A 22981-nucleotide genomic window follows, 5' to 3' on the forward strand; every position below is an offset into this window, starting at 1 on the left:
ACGCAGGCTCAATCCTCCAGCGTGCCCGACCTTGCATCGGCGCTCTTCCTGTCGCCAACCAGTTTCAACAGGTCTTCGCCGGAGCGGATGATGCGGCGCGAGCGGCGGGTCAGGATGATGCCGTCCTGCGGCGCGAACACTTCCGTGCGGCCATCGGCTTCGCCTGGCGCGTGAACGATGGTAGCGAGCCGCGCGCCCCTGGTGACGCGGTCGCCGGGCTTGACGTCGTAGAGGACCGCACCGCCACGGGGCGCCGGCATCATGTCGATATTTTCCAGAGGTGCCGCGACGCCCTTGAAGGGGCCGGGCGCGGGCAGGGCGGTGTCGGATATCACGCCGCGCGCCACCAGCAGCCGGTAGAGGCCTTCGGCGTCGGACTTGGCCAGCGCGCCGTCGACATCGAGAATGCCGCGATATTCGACGGTGGTGGCGACGCGCCTGTCGAACTTCGCCACATCGGCCGATGCGTTCTGGTAGGGCATGATCGAAGCGCCCTCGAAGGTGCCGTCTGTGTCCTCGCTCCACAGCACCACGGCATCGACGCCCATGGCGGCGGCGCAATCGGCCATCCCGGGCCACAGGCTGGTGTGGACGTAGAGATAGGCAAGACCCTCATCGTCGCAGTGCAGGTCGAGCACGATGTCATGGCCGAGCGAAAGCTGCACCAGGCGCGACTTCAGCCGATGGTCGGCGCCGCCAAAGGTGGCGTCCGGCAAGAGCCTGGCGTCGGGCGCGGCCAGCAGCGGAAAGCCGCGGTTGAAGTTGGTGCGGGTGCCGAGATGAAAGCGACCCTGGTGCTCGCCGAAGTGGTATTGCGCGCGGCCGATCGGGTTGGCCCAGGGCACGATGGTGATGTTGCCCCTGATGCGACCCTCGGCCTCGGCCTTGTTCAGCATCGGCATCAATGCATCGATGGCGACGACGCCAGGCAATTCGCCGGCATGGAGCGCTGCCTGCAGGTAGGCCGAAGGTGCTGTCTTGTCGGCGCCGGCCAAGCGGAGCACCGGGAATTCGTAGGAAACGCCGTCGCTGTCGCCGGCGATGCGTTCGATCGATTTCTGCATGACGTTCTCCATGAAAGCGAGAAGACATGCCCATTGGAAGGTACCGATGTCGATTGGTCCAGCCCGCCGCGCTATGGGCGCAAGGGCCTATTCCGCGGCAGCGTGAAGCGTGACAGGCGCGCGCCTGTCCAGCGCCGCCGACAGCACCGCAACGGCGACCGCCAGCAGGGCTAGCACCGCGCCGACCAGTGGCAAACCGGCATAGGAAACGCCTGATGACAGCGCCACGCCGCCGATCCATGCGCCGCCGGCATTGCCGACATTGAAGGCGCCTTGATTGAGCGTGGCTGCAAGGTTCGGTCCTTCGGAAGCCGCCTCGACGACCCGGATCTGCAGAGGTGGCACGACGACGAAGATGAGCAGGCCCCAGAGGAAGACGATGCCGATGGCAACGCTGGCGATCGCGCCGAACTGCATGAAGCCGACGAACAGCAGGGCCATCAGCAGCAAGGTGGCGATCACTGTCGGCATCAGTTTCCAGTCGGCAAGCCTGCCGCCGATGATGTTGCCGATGGTCATGCCGGCGCCGAACAGCAACAGCACCCAGGTGACAGCCGCGGTCGACAGGCCCGACACGTCGGTGAGGTATGGCTTTATGTATGTGAAAACGGCGAACAGGCTGGCCGAGGTCAGCGCCGCGATCAGCATCGCCAGCCACACTTGCAGCTTGCCGAGCACACGGACTTCGGCGCGCAGACCGCCGCCGCTCGGTTCCGTGACGTCGGACGGCACCAGCCAGGCGATGGCGGCGACCGAGATCAGGCCGATGCCGACCACGGCCAGAAAGGTGGCCCGCCAGCCGAAGGCTTCGCCGAGTGCGGTGCCTGCGGGAACCCCGAGGATGTTGGCGAGCGTCAGGCCCGCGAACATCAGCGCGATGGCGCTGGCGCGCTTGTTGCGCGGCACAAGGCTTGCCGCGACGACCGAGCCGATGCCGAAGAAGGCGCCATGTCCGAAAGCGGTGAAGACGCGCGCAGCCATCAGCAGCCAGTAATTGGGCGCGATGGCGCAGAAGAGGTTGCCGACGACGAACAGGGCCGCAAGTCCCACCAGCACGGGCCTGCGCGGCAAATGCGCGGTGGCCATGGCCACGACAGGCGCGCCGAAGACGACTCCCAGCGCATAGCCGGTGACCAGCAGGCCGGCGGCGGGGATCGTCACGCCGAGATCGGCGGCGACCTCGGGCAGCAGGCCCATGATGACGAATTCGGTGGTGCCGATGCAGAAGGACGCAATGGCAAGCGCAAGGATCGGCAAAGGCATGAGAGGTCCAGACTGAATCGGTTCAATTTCAGACTGCGCGAGGACCCCTGCCGGGCGCAACAGACATTGCCGCAATGCAGCAATGCAGAAAGCATGGAGCGGACGTCTCCTCTTCTAACGGCCCGACGCAGACCGATCCTTCAAGGGCTGAAACGATGTCGCTTCGTGCCCGACACGATATCTTGAAGCCGGCGCGGCCCCAGCAATAAATGCGTGATGACGACCGTGAAATCGCGGAGCCTTCGGCAAGGCACAGGCGACGATTGAAGGGGCAGCGGCTGACAGTCTCACGCCAGCGGCTTCAGCTCCTGGGCGATGGTGGGCAGCAGCTCCGAGACGGTGGGATGGATGTGCACGGCGCGCGCCAGTGTGTCGACCGACGCCTTGGCGTACATCAGGTCGAGCACGCAATGCACCGCCTCGTCACCGCCGGGACCGAGCACCGAGCAGCCGAGGATCTCCCTGGTGTCGGCATCGACGAGGATCTTCATGAAACCCTGCGTCTCGCCCTTTTCGATGGCGCGGCCGACACGGGTCATCGGCCGCTGGCCGACAAGGGCGCGACGTCCGGATTTCCTCACCGCCGTCTCGGTCATGCCGCAACGGCCGAGCGGCGGATCGATGTAGAGCGCGTACGCCTCGATGCGGTCGCTGATCCTGCGCGGATCCTTGTCGAGCAGATTGGCGGCGACGATCTCATAGTCGTTGTAGGAGGTGTGGGTGAAGGCGCCCTTGCCGTTGCAGTCGCCCATCGCCCAGATGCCTGGCACGCTGGTGCGCAGCTGGTCGTCGACGACAACCGCGCCGCGTCCGTCGACCTCGACGCCCGCCTTGTCGAGGCCGAGATCGTCGGTATTGAGCGTTCGGCCCAGCGCCAGCAGCACATGCGAGCCGACCGCGGGCGGCTGGCCCGTGGAGAAACTCACGGCAATGTCCCCGCCCTGCTTGGCGAAGCCGATGTCATCGGCGCCGACATGGACCGCGATCCCTTCGTTTTCGAGGATCGACAGGATGGCGGCCGAGACGTCCTCGTCCTCGCGGCCGGTGAGGCGCGGGCTCTTTTCGATGACGGTGACTTCCGAACCGAAGCGGCGGAACATCTGCGCGAATTCGAGCGAGATGTAGCTGCCGCCGACGACGATCAGGTGGCGCGGCAAAACGTCGAGATCCATCATCGACGAGTTGGTCAGATAGTCGATGTCGTGGATGCCGGGCAGGTCCGGCACCGAGGCGCGGCCGCCGGTGTTGAGAAAGATCTTGTCGGCGGTCAACAGGTCGTCGCCGACGCGCACCGTGTTGGCGGATTCGAAGCGTGCATGGCCGCGATAGAGAGTGCAACGCTCCATTCCGGCGATCCAGGTCTCCAGATTGCCGCGGGCGTCGTTGGTGACCTTGTCCTTGCGCGCCTTGATCCTGCTGTAATCGATCCCGACGGGACCCGGGAACGTCACGCCATAGTCGGCGGCGCGCCGCGCCAGATGGGCGGCATAGGCGCTGGCGACCATGGTCTTGGTCGGCATGCAGCCGGTGTTGACACAGGTGCCGCCGACCAGCTTGCGCTCGATCAGCGCCACGCTCATGCCGGCTGCCGTCAGACGGCCCGCCAGGGGCGACCCCGCCTGGCCAGCGCCGATGACGATGGCATCGAAGGTCCTTGCGTTCAAGGTCTGGGCCGTCATGCCACCGCCGCCACGATCAGCAGGCCGCCGATGATCGCCACCGCATCCTCGATGAAGGCCGCGGGCGGATCCTTGCCGAAAACGGCCGCCAGCCGGCCGCGCGCTTCGGCACCACCCAGGGTGCCGATGACCGCGCCGATCGCTCCGGCGATCAGGCACACGATGGTGGCGCCGCTGGTCGCGCCGATCACCGCGCCGCTGAACGCGCCGAGCAGAATGCGGGCGCCGAACTGCTGCGGCACCTTGCGGCTTGGCGTCGACGGCAGCTGGTCGGTGACCAGTTCGACTATGGCCAGGACGGTGAAGATGCCGACAGCCGCCCAATGGCCCATGAAGCTCGCCCAGGTGCCGGCAACCGGCAGCCAGCCGAGATAGGCGCCCCAGGCAACGGCGGCAGGTGCCGTCATGGCGCGCAGGCCGGCAATGACGCCGATCAGGAGTGCAAGAATGTAGAGCATGGTCGATCCCCCTCGATCCCGGGCCGGTACAGCCTTGAAACGGCAAGCTACCATAGGCCGGATATTTGGCTAGGCCGCAGACTCACAAGCGCACAGCCACGGCGGATCGAGGCAAGTCAGTTGGCTGATGGAGCGTTGATCGCAAATTGCGCGGCGAAAGCCCTGATATAAGCGGGCCGAGCTTCCCCACGCGCCACATAGGCGGCCAGGTTTTGGTATTCATCCAGAATGCCTGACATCCTCAGTCGCAGCAGCACTGACACCATCAGTAGATCGCCGGCGCTGAACGCATCATCGAGCCAGTCCGCGACGCCCAAATGAGCCGAGAGACAGTCCAGCCGGGCGCGAACACGGTCCTTTACCAGCGGCAAGCGCGCCTCGCTCCAGGGCTTGTCGGCTTCGAAAATTCTTGCCGTGGTCAGTTCGAGGATCGGCGGCTCTATGGTGTTCAGTGCGGCGAACATCCACGTGATCGCTCGCGCGCGGGCGTTGCGCTCCTTCGGCAGCAGGCCCGCATGCTGCTCGGCAAGATGAAAGACGATCGAGCCGGTCTCGAACAGCGAGAGAGAACCGTCCTCATAGGTAGGGATCTGGCCGAAAGGATGGATGGCCAGATGGTCAGGCGCCTTCATGCCCGCGAAAGAAACAAAACGAACCGCGTAAGGCTGCCCCACTTCTTCCAGCGCCCAGCGAACACGCGTATCGCGGGCCAGTCCCTTGCCGCCATCGGGTGATCGTTCAAACGCCGTGATCGTGATTGTCATCGCATTTGTTCCTTGCCTGGGCGAATTTCTTCGGCTTCCTACCGAGGACGAATGAGCTTCCCGGAAATCGACATCGGTCCTGAACTATTTCATTGCTGGAGCAGATCGCGAATGGCCGCCAATCAGCAAGGCCGCGCATCCTGGTTTACGGATTTCACGTCAGTCCTCGCCTTGGCGCTGTTCGCAGTGATGTAAAAAAACGGAGGCACTGCCATGGTTCAGAGCGAACGCGCGAAAATGGCTGGTGGTGAATGGTATACGTGCCTGGATGACGATCTTGGCGCGTTGCGCGGCTTGGCCGCGGATGCGGTGTTCGAGCACAATACGCTGCCGCCTCGCCGACGCGGGAATCTCGGGCCGGCCCTGCGGACACTGCTGGGCGGCGTGGGCGAGGGTGCCCGCATCGAGGCGCCGTTCCATTGCGCCTACGGCTTCAACATTTTTCTCGGCGCCGGCACCTTCCTCAATGCCGGCTGCACCATTCTTGACACCGCGCCGGTGCGTATCGGCGAGGGGACGCTGCTTGGCCCCAATGTGCAGATCTATTGCGCCGAGCACCATAAGGAGGCGGCAAGGCGCCAGGCGGGGCTGGAGATCGCCAAGCCGGTCACGATCGGTGACAATGCCTGGATCGGCGGCAGCGCGGTCATCCTTGGCGGCGTCAGCATCGGCGAGGGCGCCATCGTCGGCGCCGGGGCGGTGGTGACGCGCGACGTGGCGGCGCACACGACCGTGGTCGGCAACCCGGCGCGGGTGGTCAGGCGGGGCTAACACTACGCGGCGGGAACCTGATCGTCGCTTCAAAACCGTCCCGTCGGCCGGATGCCGGTGAGGTCAGGACAAGCGTCGCATCGATCTGCTGCAGGATTTTGGTGACGATCGCCAGTCCCAGGCCTGATCCTTCGGCACGCGTCCCACCGCGTTCGAACCGTTTGACCAGACCGCCGGGAGCTGACGCCACCGGACCTTGGTTGATCACGCTGAGCCGAGCATCGTCAGTGATGCGAACGACAACCTCGCCGCCCTCGGCGCCATGCCGCAAGGCGTTCTCGATGAGGTTGCGCAGGATAATGGCCAATGCATCCGTATCGATCGCGGCCAACGCCTTGCCTTGGTCGGACGTTTCAAGACGAAGCCGACCCCTGTTCTGGCCGTGCTGCTCGAAGTCAGCGACCACCAATGCGGCGACCGCGGCGAGATCGGCTGGCTTGCCGGCGATCGCTACTCCGGCGTCGGCGCGCGCCAGCTGCATCAGCTTTTCGGACAGGCCGGCGAGGTCGGACAGAGCCGCCTTGATCTGGCGCGGGCGTTTTCTTGCCGCCTCGTCGGATGTTTCCGCGATCAGGCGCTCCGTTTGTGCCAACGCGCCGGCGATCGGTGTGCGCAATTCATGCGCGGCGTTCGCCGTGAACTCCTTTTCAGCGTCGAGCGCCATATGCAGGCGCCGCATCAGGCTGTTGACCGACTTGGCGATGGCGGCAAGTTCGGAGGGCAGGTCCTCGGTGCGGATCGGAGCAAGGTTGTCGCCGTGGCGGGCGCTGATTTCGCCGCGCAGTGTCGCGATCGGCCTCAGGAAACGCGTCAGGGTCAGCCACGCGACAAGTGCGCTCAACGGGATCAGAATGACCATCGGTATGAGGAAGCCGGTGGCGGCTTCGAGCGTTTCCTCATTGCGCCGTGAATCGAGCTCGGCGATCTGGATGAGTATTGTGCCGCTGACCGCAGGCTCGGTGTAGATGCGCCATCCGGCTGCCTCCGAGAAGCCCTGCTCGAGCTCAGCCGTGAGCGGCTCCGCGGGAGCGTCATGGGAATGCATGAGAAGGCGGCCGCCGGCGTCCCGCACCTGGAAGATGAGGCGGCCGCCTTCGTCGTCCGAAACAGCCTCCCCCAGCCTGCGCGGCGATTGCGATGCCTCACGCCCGAACATATCGTCGATGACCAGCGGCAGCAGTCTGCGGGCTGCCTCCTGCATCGAATTGTCCATGGCTTCATTGATTTCGCGGTGCAGCGTGATGCTTCCGGTGCCAGCGGCGACCAGGCCAACAGCGACCGTGACGAGGATCAGCGACGACACGAGGCGACCGGCAAGGCTGCTGAAGACCTTCATGGGAGTGCAAGGCGGTAGCCCAACCCCCTCACGGTTGTAAGGACCTGGCGCCCGATCTTCTTGCGCAAGCGGCTGACATAGACTTCGACAGTGTTGCTTTCGATCTCCGCGCCGAAGGCATAGAGCGCGTCCTCGATCTGGTTCTTGCCGACTGTCATGCCGGGCCGGCGCAGGAACTGCTCCAGCACCGCCCATTCGCGCGATGTCAGCATGGCCTCGGTGCCGTCGATGGTAACGCGGCGCGCGGCCTGGTCGATTTCGACGGCTCCGAGCCGGATCAAAGGGTTGGGGTTTCCGGCATAGCGGCGCGCGACCGCGGCAAGGCGTGCGGACAACTCGCTGAGATCGAAGGGCTTGACCAGATAGTCGTCCGCCCCGGAATTCAGCCCCGCTATGCGGTCTGAGAGCTGGTCGCGCGCGGTCAGGATGATGACCGGCGTATCGGTGCCTTCACGACGCAGCGTTTTAAGGAATTCGAGACCCTTGCCGTCGGGCAGATGCAGGTCAAGCAGGAGGAGCACATAGGAAACTACACGGAGGTGATCGCAGGCACCGCCAAGCGTCGTGCTCCAGTCCACGGCGTGGCCGTCGGCAGCGATATGATCGCGCACCGCTTCGCCCAGCACCGGATCATCTTCGATCAACAGAACGCGCACTTCGCCTCCGTGTCGCTGCAACACGCGCCTTCATGCGGCACGAGGCTGACAGGAAGCTGAATGAAAGCCAACTGAGGCTTTTGCACGATGCGATGCGTGTTCAGGCTGCTGTCAGGTTTCGCGGCCAAGGTCCTCGACATCGGAATCGGCCGATGGAGAAAATAAGATGAAGACCTTGATCCTGACCGCGCTGGTTATGGCTTTTGCCAGACCGGCCTTCGCCGCCGACAAATGCGATGTGCCGACCGGCCAGTGGCAGCCGCGCGAAGCCTTGCAGAAGAAGCTCGAAAGCGAAGGCTGGAAGGTTCGCAGCATCAAGACGGAACACGGCTGCTATGAAGCCAAGGCGCTTGACGCCAATGGCAAGAAGCTGGAAGCCGTCTTCAATCCCAAGACGCTGGAGTCGGTCGGTGCCGATTCCGATGACGGTTGACGGCCATGAACGCCACTGTTTCGACACGAGAAACCTCGGTCGAGTCGACACGAGAGGCCTCGGTCGAGGTCTGGAGCCCCTACGTCCGCCTCTTTCACTGGTCGCTGGTCCTTTGCGTCGCGGTGGCGTGGCTTTCTTCAGGCGAAATCATGAAGGTGCATGAACTGGCCGGCTACAGTGCCGGGGTTCTGATTGCCTCGCGTTTGATCGCCGGTCTGGCGGGGTCGGGATACACGCGCTTCCGTCAGTTTGTGCGTGGACCGCGCGTGGTGAGTTCTTATCTCGCCGACGTGGCGCATGGCGATGAAAAACGCTATCTCGGCCACAACCCCGCCGGCGGTGCCATGGTGCTGGCGCTTCTGGCTTGCGTGGCAGGAATTGCGCTCACCGGCTGGATGCAGACCACCGATGCCTGGTGGGGCGTGGCCTGGGTCGAGGATACGCACAAGATCCTGGGCAATGGTGTACTGGTGCTGATTGGACTTCATGTCGGCGGCGTGCTGCTCGCCAGTCTGCGTCATCATGAAAATCTGGTTCGCGCCATGATCACCGGCCGTAAACGCGCGGCCTCGCCGCAAGACGTTGGCTGACCGCGGAGAGCGGAAATGCAAGGGCACCGCAGCGACGCGACGCCCTTGCCGTTCGATCACGATGACAGGGCCAGCGCCACCCGTCCGTCCTGATCGACCCGTCTGGAAAACTGGCGCCGATATTGCGCGGGTGATGTCCTTAGCCGCGCGGCGAAATGTTGGCGCAAGGAAGTTGCGCTGCCGAAGCCGGCCTCGAAGGCGACCATGTCCACCGGCTTGTCCGTCGTCTCCAGCAGCCTCTGCGCCAGCGCGACGCGCTGGTCGGCCAGCCAGTCGCCGAAGCTGGTACCTGTCGTCTTCTGGAAACGGCGGGTAAAGGTGCGGCGGGTGAGACCGGCCGCGTCAGCGACGCTGTCGAGACTGTGCGGTTCGCCTGATGTCGCGCGCACCATGTCGAGAGCCTGGGTAAAGCGGTCGGCGGCCGGGCTCGGCGCTACCGGGCGTTCGATGAACTGCGCCTGTCCGCCTTGCCGGTGCGGCGAAAGCACGATGTGCCGGGCGAGCCGCAGTGCCGCCTCGGCGCCATAGCGGGCGCGCACGATGTGCAGGCAGCAGTCGAGCCCGGCGGCGACGCCGGCGGAGGTGACGATGTCGCCGCCGTCAACGTAGAGCACGTCCGCATCGACCGAAATGTCGGGATGGAGAGCCTGCAACTGATCCGTATAGGCCCAATGCGTGGTCGCCTTCCGTCCTGAAAGCAGGCCGGCGGCGGCGAGGGCAAAGGTGCCGAGGCAGAGGCCCACGATCAGCGCGCCGCGCCGGTGGGCGCGGCCGAGCGCTTCCTTGAGCGGTTTTGCCACAGGCGCTCCGAGATCCTTCCAGCTCGGGATGATGACGATATCGGCGTCTTCGAGCGCGGCAAGCCCGTGCGGGACCAGGATGCTCAATCCGGCGTCGGTCTGGATCAGCCCTTCCTCCACGCCGCAGACGCGGAAGTCGAAGCGCGGCAGGCCGAGCCTGGTGCGGTCGGCGCCGAACACCAGGCACGGCACGGAGAGATGGAACGGACTGATGCCGTCGAAGGCGAGGACGGCGATGATGGGAGCGGTCATGGGGCGTTTCCAGTGTGAAGGAGGATTGTCCCAATTCTTTCGTATGATGTCAATCGGGCCACTGTTGGCGCCTCGGTCAGCAGGCTATCTTCGGTCCATCGCATTCAAGCCTGAAAGGAAATATCATGTCTGCCCCAGCCAACACCGCGCCGCGCCGCGCGCTGATCGTCGTCGACGTCCAGAATGACTATGACGGCGGCAACCTGGCGATCCAGTATCCGCCGTTCCGCGACAGCGTCGTCAACGTGACGCGTGCCATGGATGCCGCATCGGCAGCAGGCATCAAGGTCGTGGTCGTCAAGCAGATGGCGCCCGAGACGTCGCCGATCTTCGCCCGGGGCAGCCATGGCGGCGAACTGCATCCCGAGATCGCCAGGCGCGGCCGCGACCATTATGTCGAGAAGAACTTGCCAAGCGCCTTCACCGGTACCGACCTCGAGGACTGGTTGCGCGCCAACGCCATCGATACGATCGCGGTCGTCGGCTACATGACGCATAATTGCGACCTGTCGACCATCATCCATGCCGTGCATATGGGCTTCGCGGTCGAGTTCCTGTCCGACGCGAGCGGTTCGGTGCCTTACGCCAACAGCGCCGGCTATGCCTCGGCGGAGGAGATCCATCGCGTGGTGAGCATCATCCTGCAGTCGCGCTTCGCCGCGGTGCTCAAGACCGCCGAATGGATCGACTGCCTGGAGACCGGCGCACTGCCGGAGCGCGACACGATCCATGCGTCCAACCAGCGGGCGCTCTCGCGCAGCGCCGCGTAGGACGATCCGCAAACGAGAAGGGCGCCGCGGCGATGCGGCGCCCTTCTTGTTCTGTCGAGATAAAAGATCAGAACAGGCCTTCGATCTGGCCGGCCTCGTTGAGGAAGATCTTTTCCGACGACGGCTTGCTCGGCAGGCCCGGCATTGTCATGACCTCGCCGCAGATGATGACGACGAAGCCGGCGCCGGCGGACAGCCTGACCTCGCGCACCGGCACGGTGTGGCCGGTCGGCGCGCCGCGCAGGTTCGGGTCGGTCGAGAACGAGTACTGTGTCTTGGCCATGCAGACCGGAAGGTTGCCGTAACCGGCATCCTCCCAGGCCTTCAACTGGTCGCGCACCGATTTGTCGGCGATGGCTTCCGAGCCGCGATAGATGCGCTGAACGATGGTGTTGATTTTCTCGAACAGCGGCATGGAGTCGGGATAGAGTGGCGCGAACTGCGACGCGCCGGATTCGGCGAGCGCCACCACCTTGTGGGCAAGCTCCTCGATGCCGGCGGAGCCGTTGGCCCAGTGCTTGCACAGGATCCCTTCCTCGCCCATCGAGGCGACGTAGTCCTTGAGCGCCTGGATCTCGGCGTCGGTGTCGGAATAGAAGTGGTTGATGGCAACGACCGCCGGGACGCCGAACTGCCTGATGTTCTCGATGTGGCGTCCAAGGTTCGGGCAGCCCTTCCTGACGGCTTCGACATTCTCCTTCCCAAGGTCTTCCTTCTTGACGCCGCCATTCATCTTCATGGCGCGCACGGTGGCGACGATGACGGTGGCGGCCGGCTTCAGCCCGGCCTTGCGGCACTTGATGTCGAAGAACTTTTCGGCACCCAGATCAGCACCAAAACCGGCTTCGGTGACGACGTAGTCGGCAAGCTTGAGCGCCGTTGTGGTGGCGACGACCGAATTGCAGCCATGCGCGATGTTGGCGAACGGGCCGCCATGCACGAAGGCCGGGTTGTTCTCCAGCGTCTGCACCAGATTGGGCTGCATGGCGTCCTTGAGCAGGACGGCCATGGCGCCATCGGCCTTGAGGTCGCGGGCATAGACCGCCGACTTGTCGCGGCGATAGGCGACGATGATGTCGCCGAGGCGCTTTTCCAGGTCCTTCAGGTCGGTGGCGAGGCACAGGATGGCCATTACTTCCGAGGCGACGGTGATGTCGAAGCCGGCTTCGCGCGGAAAGCCGTTGGCGACGCCGCCGAGCGAGCAGATGATCTCGCGCAGCGCCCGGTCGTTCATGTCCATGACGCGGCGCCACACCACACGGCGGGTGTCGATGCCGAGTTCATTGCCCCAGTAGATGTGGTTGTCGATCAGGGCCGACAAAAGGTTGTGCGCCGTGGTGATGGCGTGGAAGTCGCCGGTGAAGTGGAGGTTCATGTCCTCCATCGGCACGACCTGCGCGTAACCGCCGCCGGCGGCACCGCCCTTGACGCCGAAATTCGGGCCGAGCGAAGCTTCACGGATGCAGACGATCGCCTTCTTGCCGATGCGGTTCAGACCGTCACCGAGGCCGACGGTGGTGGTGGTCTTGCCTTCGCCGGCCGGGGTCGGGTTGATGGCGGTGACGAGGATCAGCTTGCCGTCCTTGTTGCCCTTCACCGACTTGATGAACTCGGCCGAAATCTTGGCCTTGTCGTGGCCGTAGGGCAGCAGATGTTCGGTTGGGATGCCGATCTTCTGGCCGATCTCCTGGATCTGCTTTTTCCTGGCGCCACGCGCGATCTCGATGTCGGACTTCACTTCGGCCATAACGGCGTTCCTCTGGATTGGACGGTGGAGGGGACGGGGTTGATCTTACTCGCAAGAAGGCTGGAGCCGGACGCGCAGGGCATCTAACCCTGTCGCTGCGGCGGCGTCAACTTTCATGCAACTATGTTTCCTATAGAGAAAATTCCTCTGCGGCGGCCGACCTATTCCCGGTTCTTTATGGCTCCGCTTGCCGCGCCGTATAGAAGCCAGAGCAGGGGCGCTTCCGCCGTCTCAAAACAGCCGCACAATGCACGGAATGCGACAGACGCGACGACGCAAATCCGCCATCGCGAGTGTTGCCGTGGGACAGCGCTACTGCGTCAGCACGTTGCTGATTTCAACCATGTTCGAGCGCACCCGAAGCACGTAGAAGCCCATCGTCGTCAGATGGGTGGGCAGCAGCCAGCCGTCCTCGCGGCCATTGGCGATGATGAAGGGCTGGATGCGCAGGGCCGACACGAACTGCGCGTCCATCGTATCCCACAGGCTCTGCAGGTGCTTTTCCTTGATGACGTCCTCGAAGTCGGCCTGGGCGCCCTTCATCAGGCCGTAATAGGCATAGAGCTGGCCATAGGCGAACCAGTAGCGGTCGTCGGCGCGGGTGTCGAACCAGCCATTGTTGTGGTTCTCGGCACGCTCCTTGAGGATGGCGGAGGTCGAGCCGATGTCACTGGCGATGCGATCGATATACTGCTTCAGATTGTCGGCGCGGGCATCGAAAGTGGCCTGGCAGGTGGCGAGCCGGGCATTGAACGAACGCAGCTTGCGCACGGCGTCGCGATAGTAGCTCGGCGTCGGTGTCTTCGGTCCAAACGGGCTCACGCCGAAATACCAGGTGTACTCGTCGAACTGCAGATTGCCACGCGCGTCCTGCAGGTCGGCATCGATCTGCGAGGTGGTGCGCACGCGGCCGAGATTGTCGGCAAGCTCGGTCGCCGTGCGTCGCACCGCCTGGTTGATGCCGCGCTGGAAAGAGGCCTTGTTGTCCATCCACGGGGTGTTGTCCCAGTCGATGCCGAACAGGCCGAGCTTGTAGAGGATCATCGACGAGATCCAGGCATTCTGGTTGACGTTGAAGTCAGTCAGGTCCGCCGCCACCTGGGCGATGCCGGAGTTGCCGCAAGTCTTGGCCGTGTCGGTGCCGGCGCCGGCGGCCACCTGTTCACCGGCGGAAACGTTGCGCTTCTCGAACGTATAGGTGTCCGGGTAGTTCGGGTTGAACCTGTTCCACCACTGGGTGGCGTAGAAGAAGTTGGCGTAAAGGCCGATCAGCACCAGCAAGGCTAGGCCGACGACGGCCTTCAGGATCCAGCCGCGCTGCGTGTACCAGCGGCCGGCCCACAAGAAGGGCCACAGGATCACGCCGATCAGAAGGCCGATGCCGCGGCCGATCCACTGGAACAGCTTGACGAAGAAGTTCACGATCGGGTCGAGCATGGCTGTATCACCCCCTCAGCACGATGCCAAAAAGTTGCAGGCTTTTTGGATAACATCATGCACCAAAACAACAAGTTAGAACGGAATGCCGGTTCATATCGTTCTAGTCGGTCAGGCCGTAGAGGCGTGTGCGAAACGCCACCTTTTCCTTCAAATATGTGGTTTTCAGAACGTCCACAACATGCGATCGCCAAGCGTCGCTGAAGCCGTCATAGTCCTTGTAGAAGCCGTCCTTGTTGAAGATGTAGCGCGACACGAAGTCCGACGGCACGAAATCCGAGATCAGCCGGTTGGTCAGCCAGGCGTCGGGATGATCAGGCTTGGCGCGGACCACCAGGAAGCGCTGCTGCGGGAAGACGTCCTCGATCTTGAGGTGGCCGAACTGGGCGATCTCGCGCTTGGCGGCGTTGAGGAAGGGAAAATTGCCGTCCCTGGTGATCAGGTCGGCATGGCCTTGGATCCAGGTCTGCAGCCAGACCTTGTCGACATCGGTCAAATTGCGGTTCGGCTCGGCGTCGCGGATCAGCGCGCGCACGACCATTTCAGCGCGGTGCTCGAGATAGCCCGAGGTTTCGATCCAGGAGGCGCGCGGCAATTCGATGCGGCCGGTGGCGGCCAGGAATTTGAACACCTTGTCGGCGTCCTTGATGGAGAGATAGCTCACCTGCCAGGGCCGCGAGCGACGGAAACCTGGAGCCGCCGGATCGCTGATCACCGTCGTCATGTCGGGATCGACGAACACGTAGAGGCCGCCGAAATGGCTGGTCCAGTAAGCGTTGTGGCGGAAGATCACCTGGTCGGGCACCAGCGCGTTCTCCCTGATGTCGCCGCAGACCTTGGCGAGTTCCACCATGCGGGTCAGCATGGCATTGTCGCGCCAGGCGTCGGGCTCCTGCTTCAGCCGGTCGACGAGCTTGCCGAGCTCGGCCGCCTTGCCCAGCACGTCCTCGGCCGACAGCACCTTGAACTCGACCTGGCTGATCGACAGCAGGTCCTCGATGTCGTTGACCTTGGGAACGGAATCCTCGATCTCGCCGTAGATCACGTCCTTGATGGTCAGCGCGTCTATGGCGCGCTGGTTCCTGGACATGAATTCGAACATCAGCTGCGAGGTGTTCGAGAAGGCCGTGTGCACCACCGGCAGGTCGATCTGCGACGGCGTCAGGATGATGAAGCGGCGGTTGACCTCGTTGGGATCCAGATAATCGTAGTCGCCACACTCCTCGGCCACTTCGGGCGAAAAGCCGGTGCGGTCGATCTGGAAGCTCTTCAGCTTTGTCGGCTTGAGACCGAAAGCCGCCAGCGCCTTGTTGTAGCGCTGGATGAGATGCGGCTCGTCGACCGTGAGCAGCCGGCCGTAGATGAGTTCGTTGTCGCGCAGGAGATCGGGTTTGCGGGCGGTCATGTCGAAGAATCCGAAAGGCTTTGCCTGACAAGGCGAAGCGCTAACGTTGACGTCCCCCTCTCCCCGTTCTTCACGGGGAGAGGGTAAGGGTGAGGGGCGGCGCTGACGGTCAAGAATGTGTCTCCCCATAGCCTTCGGCGGCGAGAAATCGAAGATCATTCGTTTCGATATGGCGATCGAGACGCTGTTCGATAGCCGCCAATATGGTTTCGAGCACCGCGTCCCGTTCCTTTAATACGTCGACGTTCCAAAAGCGGAGCACAGACCAATCATTTGAAATCATGAACTGATCGCGGACCTGATCATATTTGTTGCCTGCGTGTTGACTGCCGTCCGCTTCGACAACCAAGTGGCATTCCCTGCAGGCAAAATCAGCAAAGTAGCTGCCTATCGGAAACTGTCGAACGAATTTGTGCCCGTTTAGTCTGCGATCGCGCAATTCCATCCAAAGTGCGCCTTCGGCATCGTTATCCGATTGCCGCAGACGTCTTGCCCGCTTTGTCGTCGTGAGTTCTGGTCCACGCATGCGCTGCCCCTCACCCTCACCCTCTCCCCGTGAAGGACGGGGAGAGGGGGGCATCAGCGTTGGAGCCACACTTTTTAGCACCCGTGGGCAACGAAGCAAATTCACGCATTCCACAGACCCTTCTTCTTCATCTCCTCCATCTCGCGCGCCGCGCGTTCGCGCAGCCTTGCGTCGCGCAGCAGCTTCTCCACCGCGGCATCGTCGGACTTGTCGGAATAGCGGAACTCGGAATCGGCGTAGCGGTTGATCTCCTGCATGACCATGGCAAGCGAGAACGGCCCGCGCAATTCCTCGATCATCGCCTTCTTGTCGTCGTAGCTCTTGTGCATGAAAGCTTCCGGCTTTTCGAACCAGTCGTCGGGAAGCTCGATGTCCATGGCACGCATCTTGATGGCGTCGGTGACGTTCTTGATGGCGCGGCCGGTGAAGCGCGGCTCGGCATCCTTGATCAGGTGCAGGTAGGTGCCGATGTCGGCCATGGTCTTGGGCGCGCCATTTTCCTTCATGTAGCGCTCGTAGACCCGCACCAGTCCGTCCTCCCGCGGCTTTTCATGCTCTTCATAGGCTTCGGTCACGGCGCGCTGGATCTCCTGCGCGGCGTAGAGTTCGTGCTTGCCCAGGGGGATTTCGTGGTTCTTGCCGGCGAGCAGCACGAAAATGTCGATATAGTCGTCGCGCGTCTGCGGCCCGTCGACCAGCCAGCGGGCGCCGGCGCGCTGGCGCAGCGCATCGTCGACATTCTCGGGATAGTTGGAGAACATGCCGAACGAGCAATTGCCACGCACCACGGTGGCAGCACCGGCGAAGGCGTCCATCAGCACGCCGGTGATCTCCTGCAGGCCCGCCGAGGCGCGGTCGTCGGAACGGCGGGCGGCCACCTGGTCGATGTCGTCGATGGTGCCGAAGCCGATGACGCGCGGGTTCAACACATTGTTGATGAACTGGCGGCAGTTCTGGCCAGACTTGCCTTGGTAGGACGAAATCTGGTCGACGCCGAAATTTTCATAGGCAAAGGGGTAGCCGGCGACCTGGCAATAGCCGTTGACGAGGCCGGCGATCATCTGGATCAGCGTCGTCTTGCCGGTGCCGGGCGCGCCGTCGCCGATGAAGGTGAACAGGAAGCCGCCGAGCTCGACGAACGGGTTCAGTTCACGCTCGAAATCATAGGCCATCAGCATCTTGGCGAGCTTGACCGACTGGTATTTGGCGATGTGGTTGCCGACGACCTCTTCCGGTTTCTTGAAGGTCATCACCAGCGGCTTGGAGCGCTTGCCGGGCGCGACGTCGAAGCCGTCGAGGGTGAAGTCGTCGGCGTCGATGCGGATATGGGCGTTCTCGAACGGGCCGATGCCGTCGAAGCGGCTTTTGCGCGCCAAAAGCCCGTCGATGGCGACGCGGGCGAAGGCGCGCGCCCTGGTCGTCAGGTCGCCGTCGTCCGTCGAGCCCGCTATCGCCTTGTCGATGCCGGCCAGGATCGATTTCACCGCATCCTGGGGCGTGTCGAACAGGAAGTCCGGCTCGGGGATATCGTTCGGCGCCTCGCCGTCGCCGTCGATGAGCTGGAACAGATACGAGGCGAGGCTGAAGGCCGAAATATAGGCCGAAGCCGACAGCAGTTTCTTGAAGGTGGACGCCTCGTCGCCTTCGAGCGGCGCGCGGGTGTTCCTGGCCTGCAGGCTTTCGAGATCGGAGCCTTCGGCGAAGACGTCCGATACCGCCAGCGCGATCGCCGTGCCGCGCCGGGCGCGAAAGAGCAGCGTGTGCTGCGGGATGGTCAGCAACTGGTCGTCGGGATGAACGGCGCCGACCGTCTTCGACAGCTCGACCTCGCGGGTGCGGCGCACCGAACCGACCGAGACGGTGGAGACGAAGCGGCGGTTGGTGCCGGCCAATGCCGTACCGGATTCGCGCGATGGATCCTCCAGCACGACGATGCGGGTGATGAAGCTCTGCGCGGTGGCGCGGTGTTTTTCGATAGCCGCTTCCGGGATGGTGGTCAGGCCGGTGTCCATGAAGGGTGCTCCGCGGTGTGACGGTCAGACGTCTGAGATGACCTGCCCATTCGACAGGATGTGAACCTTGTAGGCGCCAAAGATCTTCTGTGCTTCGCCGGCCGCGTAAAGCGCCTGGTAGGCTTCGTGCGGGATCAGCGCGTGGTTTTCGTAGCTCGACACGCCCTGGCGGGCGGCTTCCAGGTCGTCGGTGTTGATGAAGAATTCCTGCGTCGTCTTCTCGCTGGAGAACAGGCCCTTGCGGCCGGGCTTCTCGCCCTTGGAATAGACTTCCTGGATGGTCCAGGTCAAAAGCCAGGCATTTTCGGGCTTGCGCACCTTGGCCAGCACTTCCGTCACCGTCGAATTGTTGTCGGTGATGCCTGCCGAGTAGAAGGGGCCAAGCACCACCCGCCTCAGCTGCTTGGGGTGCAATGGCTCGAAATCCTTGTCGAGATTGACCGCGATGGTCGCCGGCGACAGCGTATAGGCTGAATTCTTCTCGGTGAAATCGTCGAAGCGGTGGGCAAGCTCGGGGTTGAGCAGGCCCTCGACGGGCAGCGGAATGTCGACCTTGTCGTTGAGCTTGCCGCTCCGGTCGACCAGCTGGCGGACCATGCTTTCCGAGGAATCCTCCACCGTCACCATGTAGACCAGAGGCAGGTTGGCGCTGCCGTCGAAGCTTGCCCAGTGGACGAGGTAATAAGGCCGCGCCGTCTTCGGATTGACCGACACCTTGGCCGTCTGCGCCAGCGTGAACGGACCGAAGGTCTGCTCGCTCTTGACGTCTTCGAGATAGAGCCGCTCGGCCATCGATTTCTGCAGCGCCTCGGGGAACTCCTTGTGGCGTAGGATGAAGTCGGCCATCTCCTCGCGCAGCTCGCCGGCCTGGGGGATGTTGGCGAGCCGGGCTTCGGCCTGCAGGCGGTCGTTTTCCAGTTCAAGCAGGTTCTGGAACACCGGGTAGCCGCTCTCGGCGCGCGAAATGCGGAACGTGTCCATGAAGCCCAGCCGGTTGCGCCAGCAGGAAAAGGACTTGTCGAGCCGGGCGATGTACTCGGCAACGATCTTGGCGACGATGCCGTGCCGGTAAAGCGGCGAGCGGTCGTCGCGCATGAACACTTCAAGGCCGCTGAGCGCGGCCATGATTGCCGAGAAATACCGCGCCGCGGCGTCGTTTTCGGGGGTCATGCTGTCAGTCCTGGGATTGTCGCACCGGTGTGCGCGGCAATTATGACTGCACGTAGTTGGCCGAATTGTGCTTCTTCAGCACCTCGTCGAAGCGGCGGGCAAAGGCATCGTCGGCCAGCTTCTTGCGGCGCTGGATGTCGGCGCTGGCGACCATGTTCTTCTCGTGCATCTCCAAGAGATCGCCGATGTGCTTCTGCGAGGCGGCGCCGATGCCGGCCATGGTTTCCTCGGCCGTGTTGTCGACCTGGCTGCCCAGCGTGTTGATCTTGTGGGCGACGTCCTGCTGGGCGGCCGTCTTCAGCGAGTCCTCGAGCGCCTTGTAGAGCACGATGCGCTGTTCGGTATCGATGGTCAGCTTGTTGATCAGCGTCGACTGCGCGGCGATCTGGTTGTTGAGCGAATCGACGAAGGTCTGGAACATCGAAGTATAGCGCTCCAGCGTCTGGCTTTCGGCCAGCAGCTCCTGCTCCTTCGCCTGCTTTTCATTGTATTCGGTGGCGAGCTTGGAACGCTCGCCCTCGAGCTGCGTGCGGTCTTTCTGGCTGGTCGAGGCGGCGATCCTGTTTTCGATGTCGAGCAGCATCGGATTGAGCTCCTCGATGCGCTTCTGCACGGTTTCGAGGTTGGTCATGGTGATCTTGCGGCGCTCGATCACCTGCGACAGGCTGGCCTCGGAGGTCTTGTAGCGCTGGTCGAGAATTTCCTTCTGCGCCTTCAATATGCCGACGATGGTATCGGACTTGGCCAGCAGCTCCTGCAGGTTGCCGGCGAGCGACATGTTGCGGACGCGATCGGTGCGCATGCGCTGCTTGCGCTGCGCCGAAAAAACGCCGACGAAGTTTTCCCAGCCGGTATAGTTCTTCATGCTCTCGAACTCGGCGCCGAAGACGTTGGTGGCGTCCTCCAGCCCGATGATCAGGTCGGCGATGTTGCCTTCCATCACCTTCTGCTGCTTCAGCACATCCTCAATGCGGGCGTTCTCGATGTCGAAATTGGCGTCGCCGATCTTCTTGTCGGCGGTTGCGAGCGTGTCGAGCACGGTGCCGGATTGCTCGATCTTGGTGCGCATGTCCTGGACGACCTGCTTGGTCTTGGCAATTTCGGCATCGAAATTCTGCAATGTCGCCATAGGGGCCTCCCGCTTCGGCTTCCGCTCGCTGGTTGCGAACAGCGGCGAATATATGTGGGGTATCAGGGGATTGAAAGACGTGAAGACAGTGGGTGGCGCGAAAACAAATATCCGGCCGAACCCTTGAAAGGCAATGGAGCCGTGGTCATGGCGTGATCAACTGGCAGGCCAAGCCTTGTTCAGCTGATTTTGAACTTTCATGCCGGCAAAGCAATCCATCCACGCGGAAGCGAATGGCTCCTAAACTCGACAACAACTGGCCATTTGCAGCCCCACACGGCGGCACAAGTTGGCCCTTCCGACGACGAACGGCGTCTGCTCAGGGTTTGGGGTCGGCCTTCAGATAGGCGATGACGTTGGCGATGTCGTCGTCATTGCTGAGGCCGCCAAAGGCCATCCTGTTGCCGGGCACCTTCAGCTTGGGCGATCTGAGGTATTCGGCAAGATTTGCCTCGTCCCAGAGGAGGCCGGCAGCACCCGCGCTCTTCATGGCGTCCGAATAATGCCCGAGGAAGCTTTCGGCGGTTCCCGCCTTGCGGCCGACGACGCCCATCAGATGCGGGCCGACCTTGTCGCGGTCGGACGCCGCCTCATGGCAGGCCATGCATCGGTTGAAAACATGTTTGCCCAGCACAGGATCGCCCCCGGCCCGGGCGGTAACGGAGGTGGCAAGCAAAAGAAGGCTGGCGGACAAGGCGGCTCGAAGCATGGCTGACCCCGGGAGGCTCTGGCTGAGGGTGGGAAAATAGGGCGCTGGCCTTAACAAAGGCACCATAGAACGGCGCGGCCGACAAGAGGTGGCAGCCAGCTACCCACGCCGACGCCCCAGCGAGCCACATTCAGCGGCTGATGAAGCCGATGAAGTCGTCAGGTGCCGCGCGGCCCATTTCCTCTTCCCAATGCCGGCGGCAGAGCGAGACGTAGACGTCCTTGCCGATCGCCACCTGTTCGCCCTGCCTGGCCACCTTGCCGTCGGGACCGAGGCGCACGACCATCGTCGCCTTGCGGCCGCAGCGGCAGATCGTGCGCACTTCGCGCAGATCGTCGGCGATCGCCAGCAGCGCGCGCGAGCCGGGAAACAGCTTTCCCTGGAAATCGGTGCGCAGGCCATAGCACATGACCGGGATGTTGAGCCGGTCGGCGATGCGGGCAAGCTGCCAGACCTGCTCCTCCTCCAGGAACTGCGCCTCGTCGACAAAGATGCAATGCACCGCCGTGTGCTGGTGATGCTCGGCGACGCGGGCGAACAGGTCGTCGCCGTCGCGGAACATCTCGGCTTCCGTTTCCAGCCCGATGCGCGACGAGATCAGGCCGGTGTCACCCTTGCGGTAGTGGCCGGCGACGAACAGCATCGTCGTCATGCCGCGCTCGCGGTAATTGTACGACGCCTGCAACAGCATGGTCGTCTTGCCGGCATTCATCGTCGCGTAGTGGAAGTAAAGCTTGGCCATGCCGCTCTTTTAAGCCGCCTTGCCAGGCCTCGGGGAGGGGCCGGCGCCGCATTCCCCTGAAAAAGCCGCCATTGCCGAGGCAGATTGCGCTTGGGCTCGGCGCGGAAAGCGTCAGCTGTGTCGCTGATGGGCCAGCCAGCGCCGTTGATCGTGATTGTCTTAGCGCTTGAAACCACTCCAGAATGGTGTTTGGCTGACGAAACAAGGCGGGCACAAAAACCGTAACTTCGCTTCGCCAAAGAATCGAAATGGGAGAATACAGATGTCGCGCATGAATTCCTTCGTCGCCGGCCTGGGCCTGGCGGCTTTCCTGTCCACGAGCGCCGCCTTCGCCGGCGATCCGGCAAGCTGCAAGGCGGTTCGCCTCTCCGATGTCGGCTGGACCGACATCCAGGCCACCACCGGGCTGGCCTCGGTACTGCTCACCGCGCTCGGCTACGAGCCGCAGGTGATCCAGCTCTCGGTTCCGGTGACCTATGCGTCGCTGAAGAACAAGGACCTCGACGTCTTCCTCGGCAACTGGATGCCGTCGATGACCAATGACATCAAGGATTATACGGCCGACGGTTCGGTCGAGACCGTCAGCCAGAACCTGGCCGGCGCCGGTTACGGCATCGTCGTGCCGACCTATGTCGCGGATGCCGGCGTCAAGTCGCTGACCGACCTCGGCAAGTTCAAGGACAAGTTCAACGGCAAGATCTACGGCATCGAGGCCGGCAATGACGGCAATCGCATCATCCTCGACATGATCAAGAACCCGAAGGACAATCTCGACGGGTTCGAGCTGGTCGAATCCTCGGAGGCCGGCATGCTGACGCAGGCCGAGCAGTCGATGAAGAGCAATGAGTGGATCGCCTTCCTCGGCTGGACGCCGCATCCGGTGATGGGCGCCATGAAGATCACCTATCTCGACGGCATGGGCGACAGCGGTTTCGGCGCGGCCACCGTCTCGACCAATGTGCGCAAGGGCTACATGAGCGAGTGCCCGAATGTCGGCAAGTTCATCGCCAACCTGAAGTTCAATCTGGATATGGAAGGCCAGATGATGGACGCCATCCTGAAGGGCAGCGATGCCAACAAGGTGGCAACCGACTGGTTGAAGAAAAACCCGGATGCGGTCAAGCCGTGGATCGCCGGCGTGACCACCTTCGACGGCGGCGACGCTGCGGCAGCGGTCAAGACCGCGCTCGGAAGCTGAGCCGACTTTGATTTCGGCGTGACCGAAACAGAGGGCAGTCTTTGTGGAAAAGGCTGCCCTTTTTCGTATC

At 63.1% G+C, this 22981-nt stretch carries 22 protein-coding genes; 5 read left to right on the plus strand and 17 right to left on the minus strand.

Annotated features, from left to right (window positions below; all coding sequences use genetic code 11):
* Positions 1 to 8 precede the first annotated feature (8 nt).
* The 5 genes from FJ543_RS13010 to FJ543_RS13030 all read right to left on the minus strand — a co-directional run bounded on the left by FJ543_RS13010 (position 9) and on the right by FJ543_RS13030 (position 5228).
* Positions 9 to 1064 carry a succinylglutamate desuccinylase/aspartoacylase family protein gene (locus tag FJ543_RS13010; RefSeq protein WP_140875358.1) on the minus strand — a complete coding sequence of 352 codons (1056 nt, stop codon included), beginning with the start codon at positions 1062 to 1064 and terminating at the stop codon, positions 9 to 11.
* Positions 1065 to 1151: 87 nt separating this feature from the next.
* Positions 1152 to 2327 carry an MFS transporter gene (locus FJ543_RS13015; protein WP_140875360.1) on the minus strand — a complete coding sequence of 392 codons (1176 nt, stop codon included), beginning with the start codon at positions 2325 to 2327 and terminating at the stop codon, positions 1152 to 1154.
* A gap of 287 nt (positions 2328 to 2614) precedes the next feature.
* Complete coding sequence (locus FJ543_RS13020) at positions 2615 to 3991, minus strand: FAD-containing oxidoreductase (RefSeq protein ID WP_140875564.1); 1377 nt, start codon at positions 3989 to 3991, stop codon at positions 2615 to 2617.
* Positions 3992 to 4002: 11 nt separating this feature from the next.
* Complete coding sequence (locus FJ543_RS13025; protein WP_140721635.1) at positions 4003 to 4464, minus strand: DUF4126 domain-containing protein; 462 nt, start codon at positions 4462 to 4464, stop codon at positions 4003 to 4005.
* A gap of 116 nt (positions 4465 to 4580) precedes the next feature.
* Positions 4581 to 5228 (minus strand): glutathione S-transferase family protein, encoded by a 648-nt coding sequence (locus tag FJ543_RS13030; protein WP_140790913.1) that lies wholly within the window; start codon positions 5226 to 5228, stop codon positions 4581 to 4583.
* A 213-nt stretch (positions 5229 to 5441) separates the two neighbouring features.
* Between FJ543_RS13030 and FJ543_RS13035 the strand changes: the two genes are divergently transcribed.
* A complete protein-coding gene (locus FJ543_RS13035) occupies positions 5442 to 5999 on the plus strand; it encodes a sugar O-acetyltransferase (RefSeq protein WP_140875362.1) in 558 nt (185 codons plus the stop codon).
* Here the strand turns inward: FJ543_RS13035 and FJ543_RS13040 are convergent.
* Together FJ543_RS13040 and FJ543_RS13045 are read right to left on the minus strand one after the other, a co-directional pair.
* Positions 5986 to 7335 carry an ATP-binding protein gene (locus FJ543_RS13040; RefSeq protein ID WP_140875364.1) on the minus strand — a complete coding sequence of 450 codons (1350 nt, stop codon included), beginning with the start codon at positions 7333 to 7335 and terminating at the stop codon, positions 5986 to 5988. The genes FJ543_RS13035 and FJ543_RS13040 overlap by 14 nt on opposite strands.
* Positions 7332 to 7991, minus strand: coding sequence for a response regulator (locus tag FJ543_RS13045; protein ID WP_140875366.1), 660 nt, complete (start codon positions 7989 to 7991; stop codon positions 7332 to 7334). Before FJ543_RS13045 ends, FJ543_RS13040 begins: the two co-directional genes overlap by 4 nt.
* A gap of 166 nt (positions 7992 to 8157) precedes the next feature.
* On the opposite strand from FJ543_RS13045, the gene FJ543_RS13050 reads away from it, so the two are divergent.
* A complete protein-coding gene (locus FJ543_RS13050) occupies positions 8158 to 8424 on the plus strand; it encodes a PepSY domain-containing protein (RefSeq protein ID WP_140665146.1) in 267 nt (88 codons plus the stop codon).
* A gap of 5 nt (positions 8425 to 8429) precedes the next feature.
* Positions 8430 to 9014: a cytochrome b/b6 domain-containing protein gene (locus FJ543_RS13055; protein WP_140875368.1), complete on the plus strand. Its 585-nt coding sequence runs from the start codon at positions 8430 to 8432 to the stop codon at positions 9012 to 9014.
* A 56-nt stretch (positions 9015 to 9070) separates the two neighbouring features.
* Here FJ543_RS13055 and FJ543_RS13060 read toward each other — a convergent pair whose 3' ends face one another.
* Complete coding sequence (locus FJ543_RS13060) at positions 9071 to 10066, minus strand: helix-turn-helix domain-containing protein (RefSeq protein ID WP_140875370.1); 996 nt, start codon at positions 10064 to 10066, stop codon at positions 9071 to 9073.
* 125 nt (positions 10067 to 10191) lie between these two features.
* On the opposite strand from FJ543_RS13060, the gene FJ543_RS13065 reads away from it, so the two are divergent.
* A complete protein-coding gene (locus FJ543_RS13065) occupies positions 10192 to 10836 on the plus strand; it encodes a cysteine hydrolase family protein (RefSeq protein WP_140875372.1) in 645 nt (214 codons plus the stop codon).
* Positions 10837 to 10903: 67 nt separating this feature from the next.
* Here the strand turns inward: FJ543_RS13065 and FJ543_RS13070 are convergent, their stop codons facing one another.
* The 9 genes from FJ543_RS13070 to FJ543_RS13110 all read right to left on the minus strand — a co-directional run bounded on the left by FJ543_RS13070 (position 10904) and on the right by FJ543_RS13110 (position 21713).
* The gene (locus tag FJ543_RS13070; protein ID WP_140875374.1) at positions 10904 to 12583 is read right to left on the minus strand and encodes a formate--tetrahydrofolate ligase; all 1680 of its coding nucleotides are present in this window, start codon (positions 12581 to 12583) and stop codon (positions 10904 to 10906) included.
* 312 nt (positions 12584 to 12895) lie between these two features.
* The gene (locus tag FJ543_RS13075; RefSeq protein WP_015316037.1) at positions 12896 to 14020 is read right to left on the minus strand and encodes a DUF2333 family protein; all 1125 of its coding nucleotides are present in this window, start codon (positions 14018 to 14020) and stop codon (positions 12896 to 12898) included.
* Positions 14021 to 14123: 103 nt separating this feature from the next.
* Positions 14124 to 15425 carry a DUF6638 family protein gene (locus FJ543_RS13080; RefSeq protein WP_140875376.1) on the minus strand — a complete coding sequence of 434 codons (1302 nt, stop codon included), beginning with the start codon at positions 15423 to 15425 and terminating at the stop codon, positions 14124 to 14126.
* A 109-nt stretch (positions 15426 to 15534) separates the two neighbouring features.
* Positions 15535 to 15951 (minus strand): DUF559 domain-containing protein, encoded by a 417-nt coding sequence (locus tag FJ543_RS13085; RefSeq protein ID WP_140875378.1) that lies wholly within the window; start codon positions 15949 to 15951, stop codon positions 15535 to 15537.
* Positions 15952 to 16052: 101 nt separating this feature from the next.
* Positions 16053 to 17963: an AAA family ATPase gene (locus FJ543_RS13090; protein WP_140875380.1), complete on the minus strand. Its 1911-nt coding sequence runs from the start codon at positions 17961 to 17963 to the stop codon at positions 16053 to 16055.
* 24 nt (positions 17964 to 17987) lie between these two features.
* The gene (locus FJ543_RS13095; protein WP_140875381.1) at positions 17988 to 19133 is read right to left on the minus strand and encodes a hypothetical protein; all 1146 of its coding nucleotides are present in this window, start codon (positions 19131 to 19133) and stop codon (positions 17988 to 17990) included.
* A gap of 40 nt (positions 19134 to 19173) precedes the next feature.
* Positions 19174 to 20262, minus strand: coding sequence for a hypothetical protein (locus tag FJ543_RS13100; protein ID WP_140665129.1), 1089 nt, complete (start codon positions 20260 to 20262; stop codon positions 19174 to 19176).
* A gap of 319 nt (positions 20263 to 20581) precedes the next feature.
* Complete coding sequence (locus tag FJ543_RS13105) at positions 20582 to 20971, minus strand: cytochrome c family protein (RefSeq protein ID WP_140875383.1); 390 nt, start codon at positions 20969 to 20971, stop codon at positions 20582 to 20584.
* Positions 20972 to 21101: 130 nt separating this feature from the next.
* Positions 21102 to 21713 carry a thymidine kinase gene (locus tag FJ543_RS13110; RefSeq protein WP_140617670.1) on the minus strand — a complete coding sequence of 204 codons (612 nt, stop codon included), beginning with the start codon at positions 21711 to 21713 and terminating at the stop codon, positions 21102 to 21104.
* A 262-nt stretch (positions 21714 to 21975) separates the two neighbouring features.
* On the opposite strand from FJ543_RS13110, the gene FJ543_RS13115 reads away from it, so the two are divergent.
* Entirely contained in the window at positions 21976 to 22911 is a 936-nt protein-coding gene (locus FJ543_RS13115; protein ID WP_015316045.1) for a choline ABC transporter substrate-binding protein, read from the plus strand.
* The last annotated feature ends 70 nt before the right edge of the window (positions 22912 to 22981 follow it).

This window comes from Mesorhizobium sp. B2-5-7 (assembly GCF_006440875.1).
Taxonomy (GTDB): Bacteria; Pseudomonadota; Alphaproteobacteria; order Rhizobiales; family Rhizobiaceae; genus Mesorhizobium; species Mesorhizobium australicum.

Coding starts and splice junctions, on each gene's coding strand:
- FJ543_RS13010 (WP_140875358.1), bottom strand. CDS start 1,064: ATGCAGAAATCGATCGAACGCATCGCCGGCGACAGCGACGGCGTTTCC.
- FJ543_RS13015 (WP_140875360.1), bottom strand. CDS start 2,327: ATGCCTTTGCCGATCCTTGCGCTTGCCATTGCGTCCTTCTGCATCGGC.
- FJ543_RS13025 (WP_140721635.1), bottom strand. CDS start 4,464: ATGCTCTACATTCTTGCACTCCTGATCGGCGTCATTGCCGGCCTGCGC.
- FJ543_RS13030 (WP_140790913.1), bottom strand. CDS start 5,228: ATGACAATCACGATCACGGCGTTTGAACGATCACCCGATGGCGGCAAG.
- FJ543_RS13035 (WP_140875362.1), top strand. CDS start 5,442: ATGGTTCAGAGCGAACGCGCGAAAATGGCTGGTGGTGAATGGTATACG.
- FJ543_RS13040 (WP_140875364.1), bottom strand. CDS start 7,335: ATGAAGGTCTTCAGCAGCCTTGCCGGTCGCCTCGTGTCGTCGCTGATC.
- FJ543_RS13050 (WP_140665146.1), top strand. CDS start 8,158: ATGAAGACCTTGATCCTGACCGCGCTGGTTATGGCTTTTGCCAGACCG.
- FJ543_RS13055 (WP_140875368.1), top strand. CDS start 8,430: ATGAACGCCACTGTTTCGACACGAGAAACCTCGGTCGAGTCGACACGA.
- FJ543_RS13060 (WP_140875370.1), bottom strand. CDS start 10,066: ATGACCGCTCCCATCATCGCCGTCCTCGCCTTCGACGGCATCAGTCCG.
- FJ543_RS13065 (WP_140875372.1), top strand. CDS start 10,192: ATGTCTGCCCCAGCCAACACCGCGCCGCGCCGCGCGCTGATCGTCGTC.
- FJ543_RS13070 (WP_140875374.1), bottom strand. CDS start 12,583: ATGGCCGAAGTGAAGTCCGACATCGAGATCGCGCGTGGCGCCAGGAAA.
- FJ543_RS13075 (WP_015316037.1), bottom strand. CDS start 14,020: ATGCTCGACCCGATCGTGAACTTCTTCGTCAAGCTGTTCCAGTGGATC.
- FJ543_RS13080 (WP_140875376.1), bottom strand. CDS start 15,425: ATGACCGCCCGCAAACCCGATCTCCTGCGCGACAACGAACTCATCTAC.
- FJ543_RS13085 (WP_140875378.1), bottom strand. CDS start 15,951: ATGCGTGGACCAGAACTCACGACGACAAAGCGGGCAAGACGTCTGCGG.
- FJ543_RS13090 (WP_140875380.1), bottom strand. CDS start 17,963: ATGGACACCGGCCTGACCACCATCCCGGAAGCGGCTATCGAAAAACAC.
- FJ543_RS13095 (WP_140875381.1), bottom strand. CDS start 19,133: ATGACCCCCGAAAACGACGCCGCGGCGCGGTATTTCTCGGCAATCATG.
- FJ543_RS13100 (WP_140665129.1), bottom strand. CDS start 20,262: ATGGCGACATTGCAGAATTTCGATGCCGAAATTGCCAAGACCAAGCAG.
- FJ543_RS13105 (WP_140875383.1), bottom strand. CDS start 20,971: ATGCTTCGAGCCGCCTTGTCCGCCAGCCTTCTTTTGCTTGCCACCTCC.
- FJ543_RS13110 (WP_140617670.1), bottom strand. CDS start 21,713: ATGGCCAAGCTTTACTTCCACTACGCGACGATGAATGCCGGCAAGACG.
- FJ543_RS13115 (WP_015316045.1), top strand. CDS start 21,976: ATGTCGCGCATGAATTCCTTCGTCGCCGGCCTGGGCCTGGCGGCTTTC.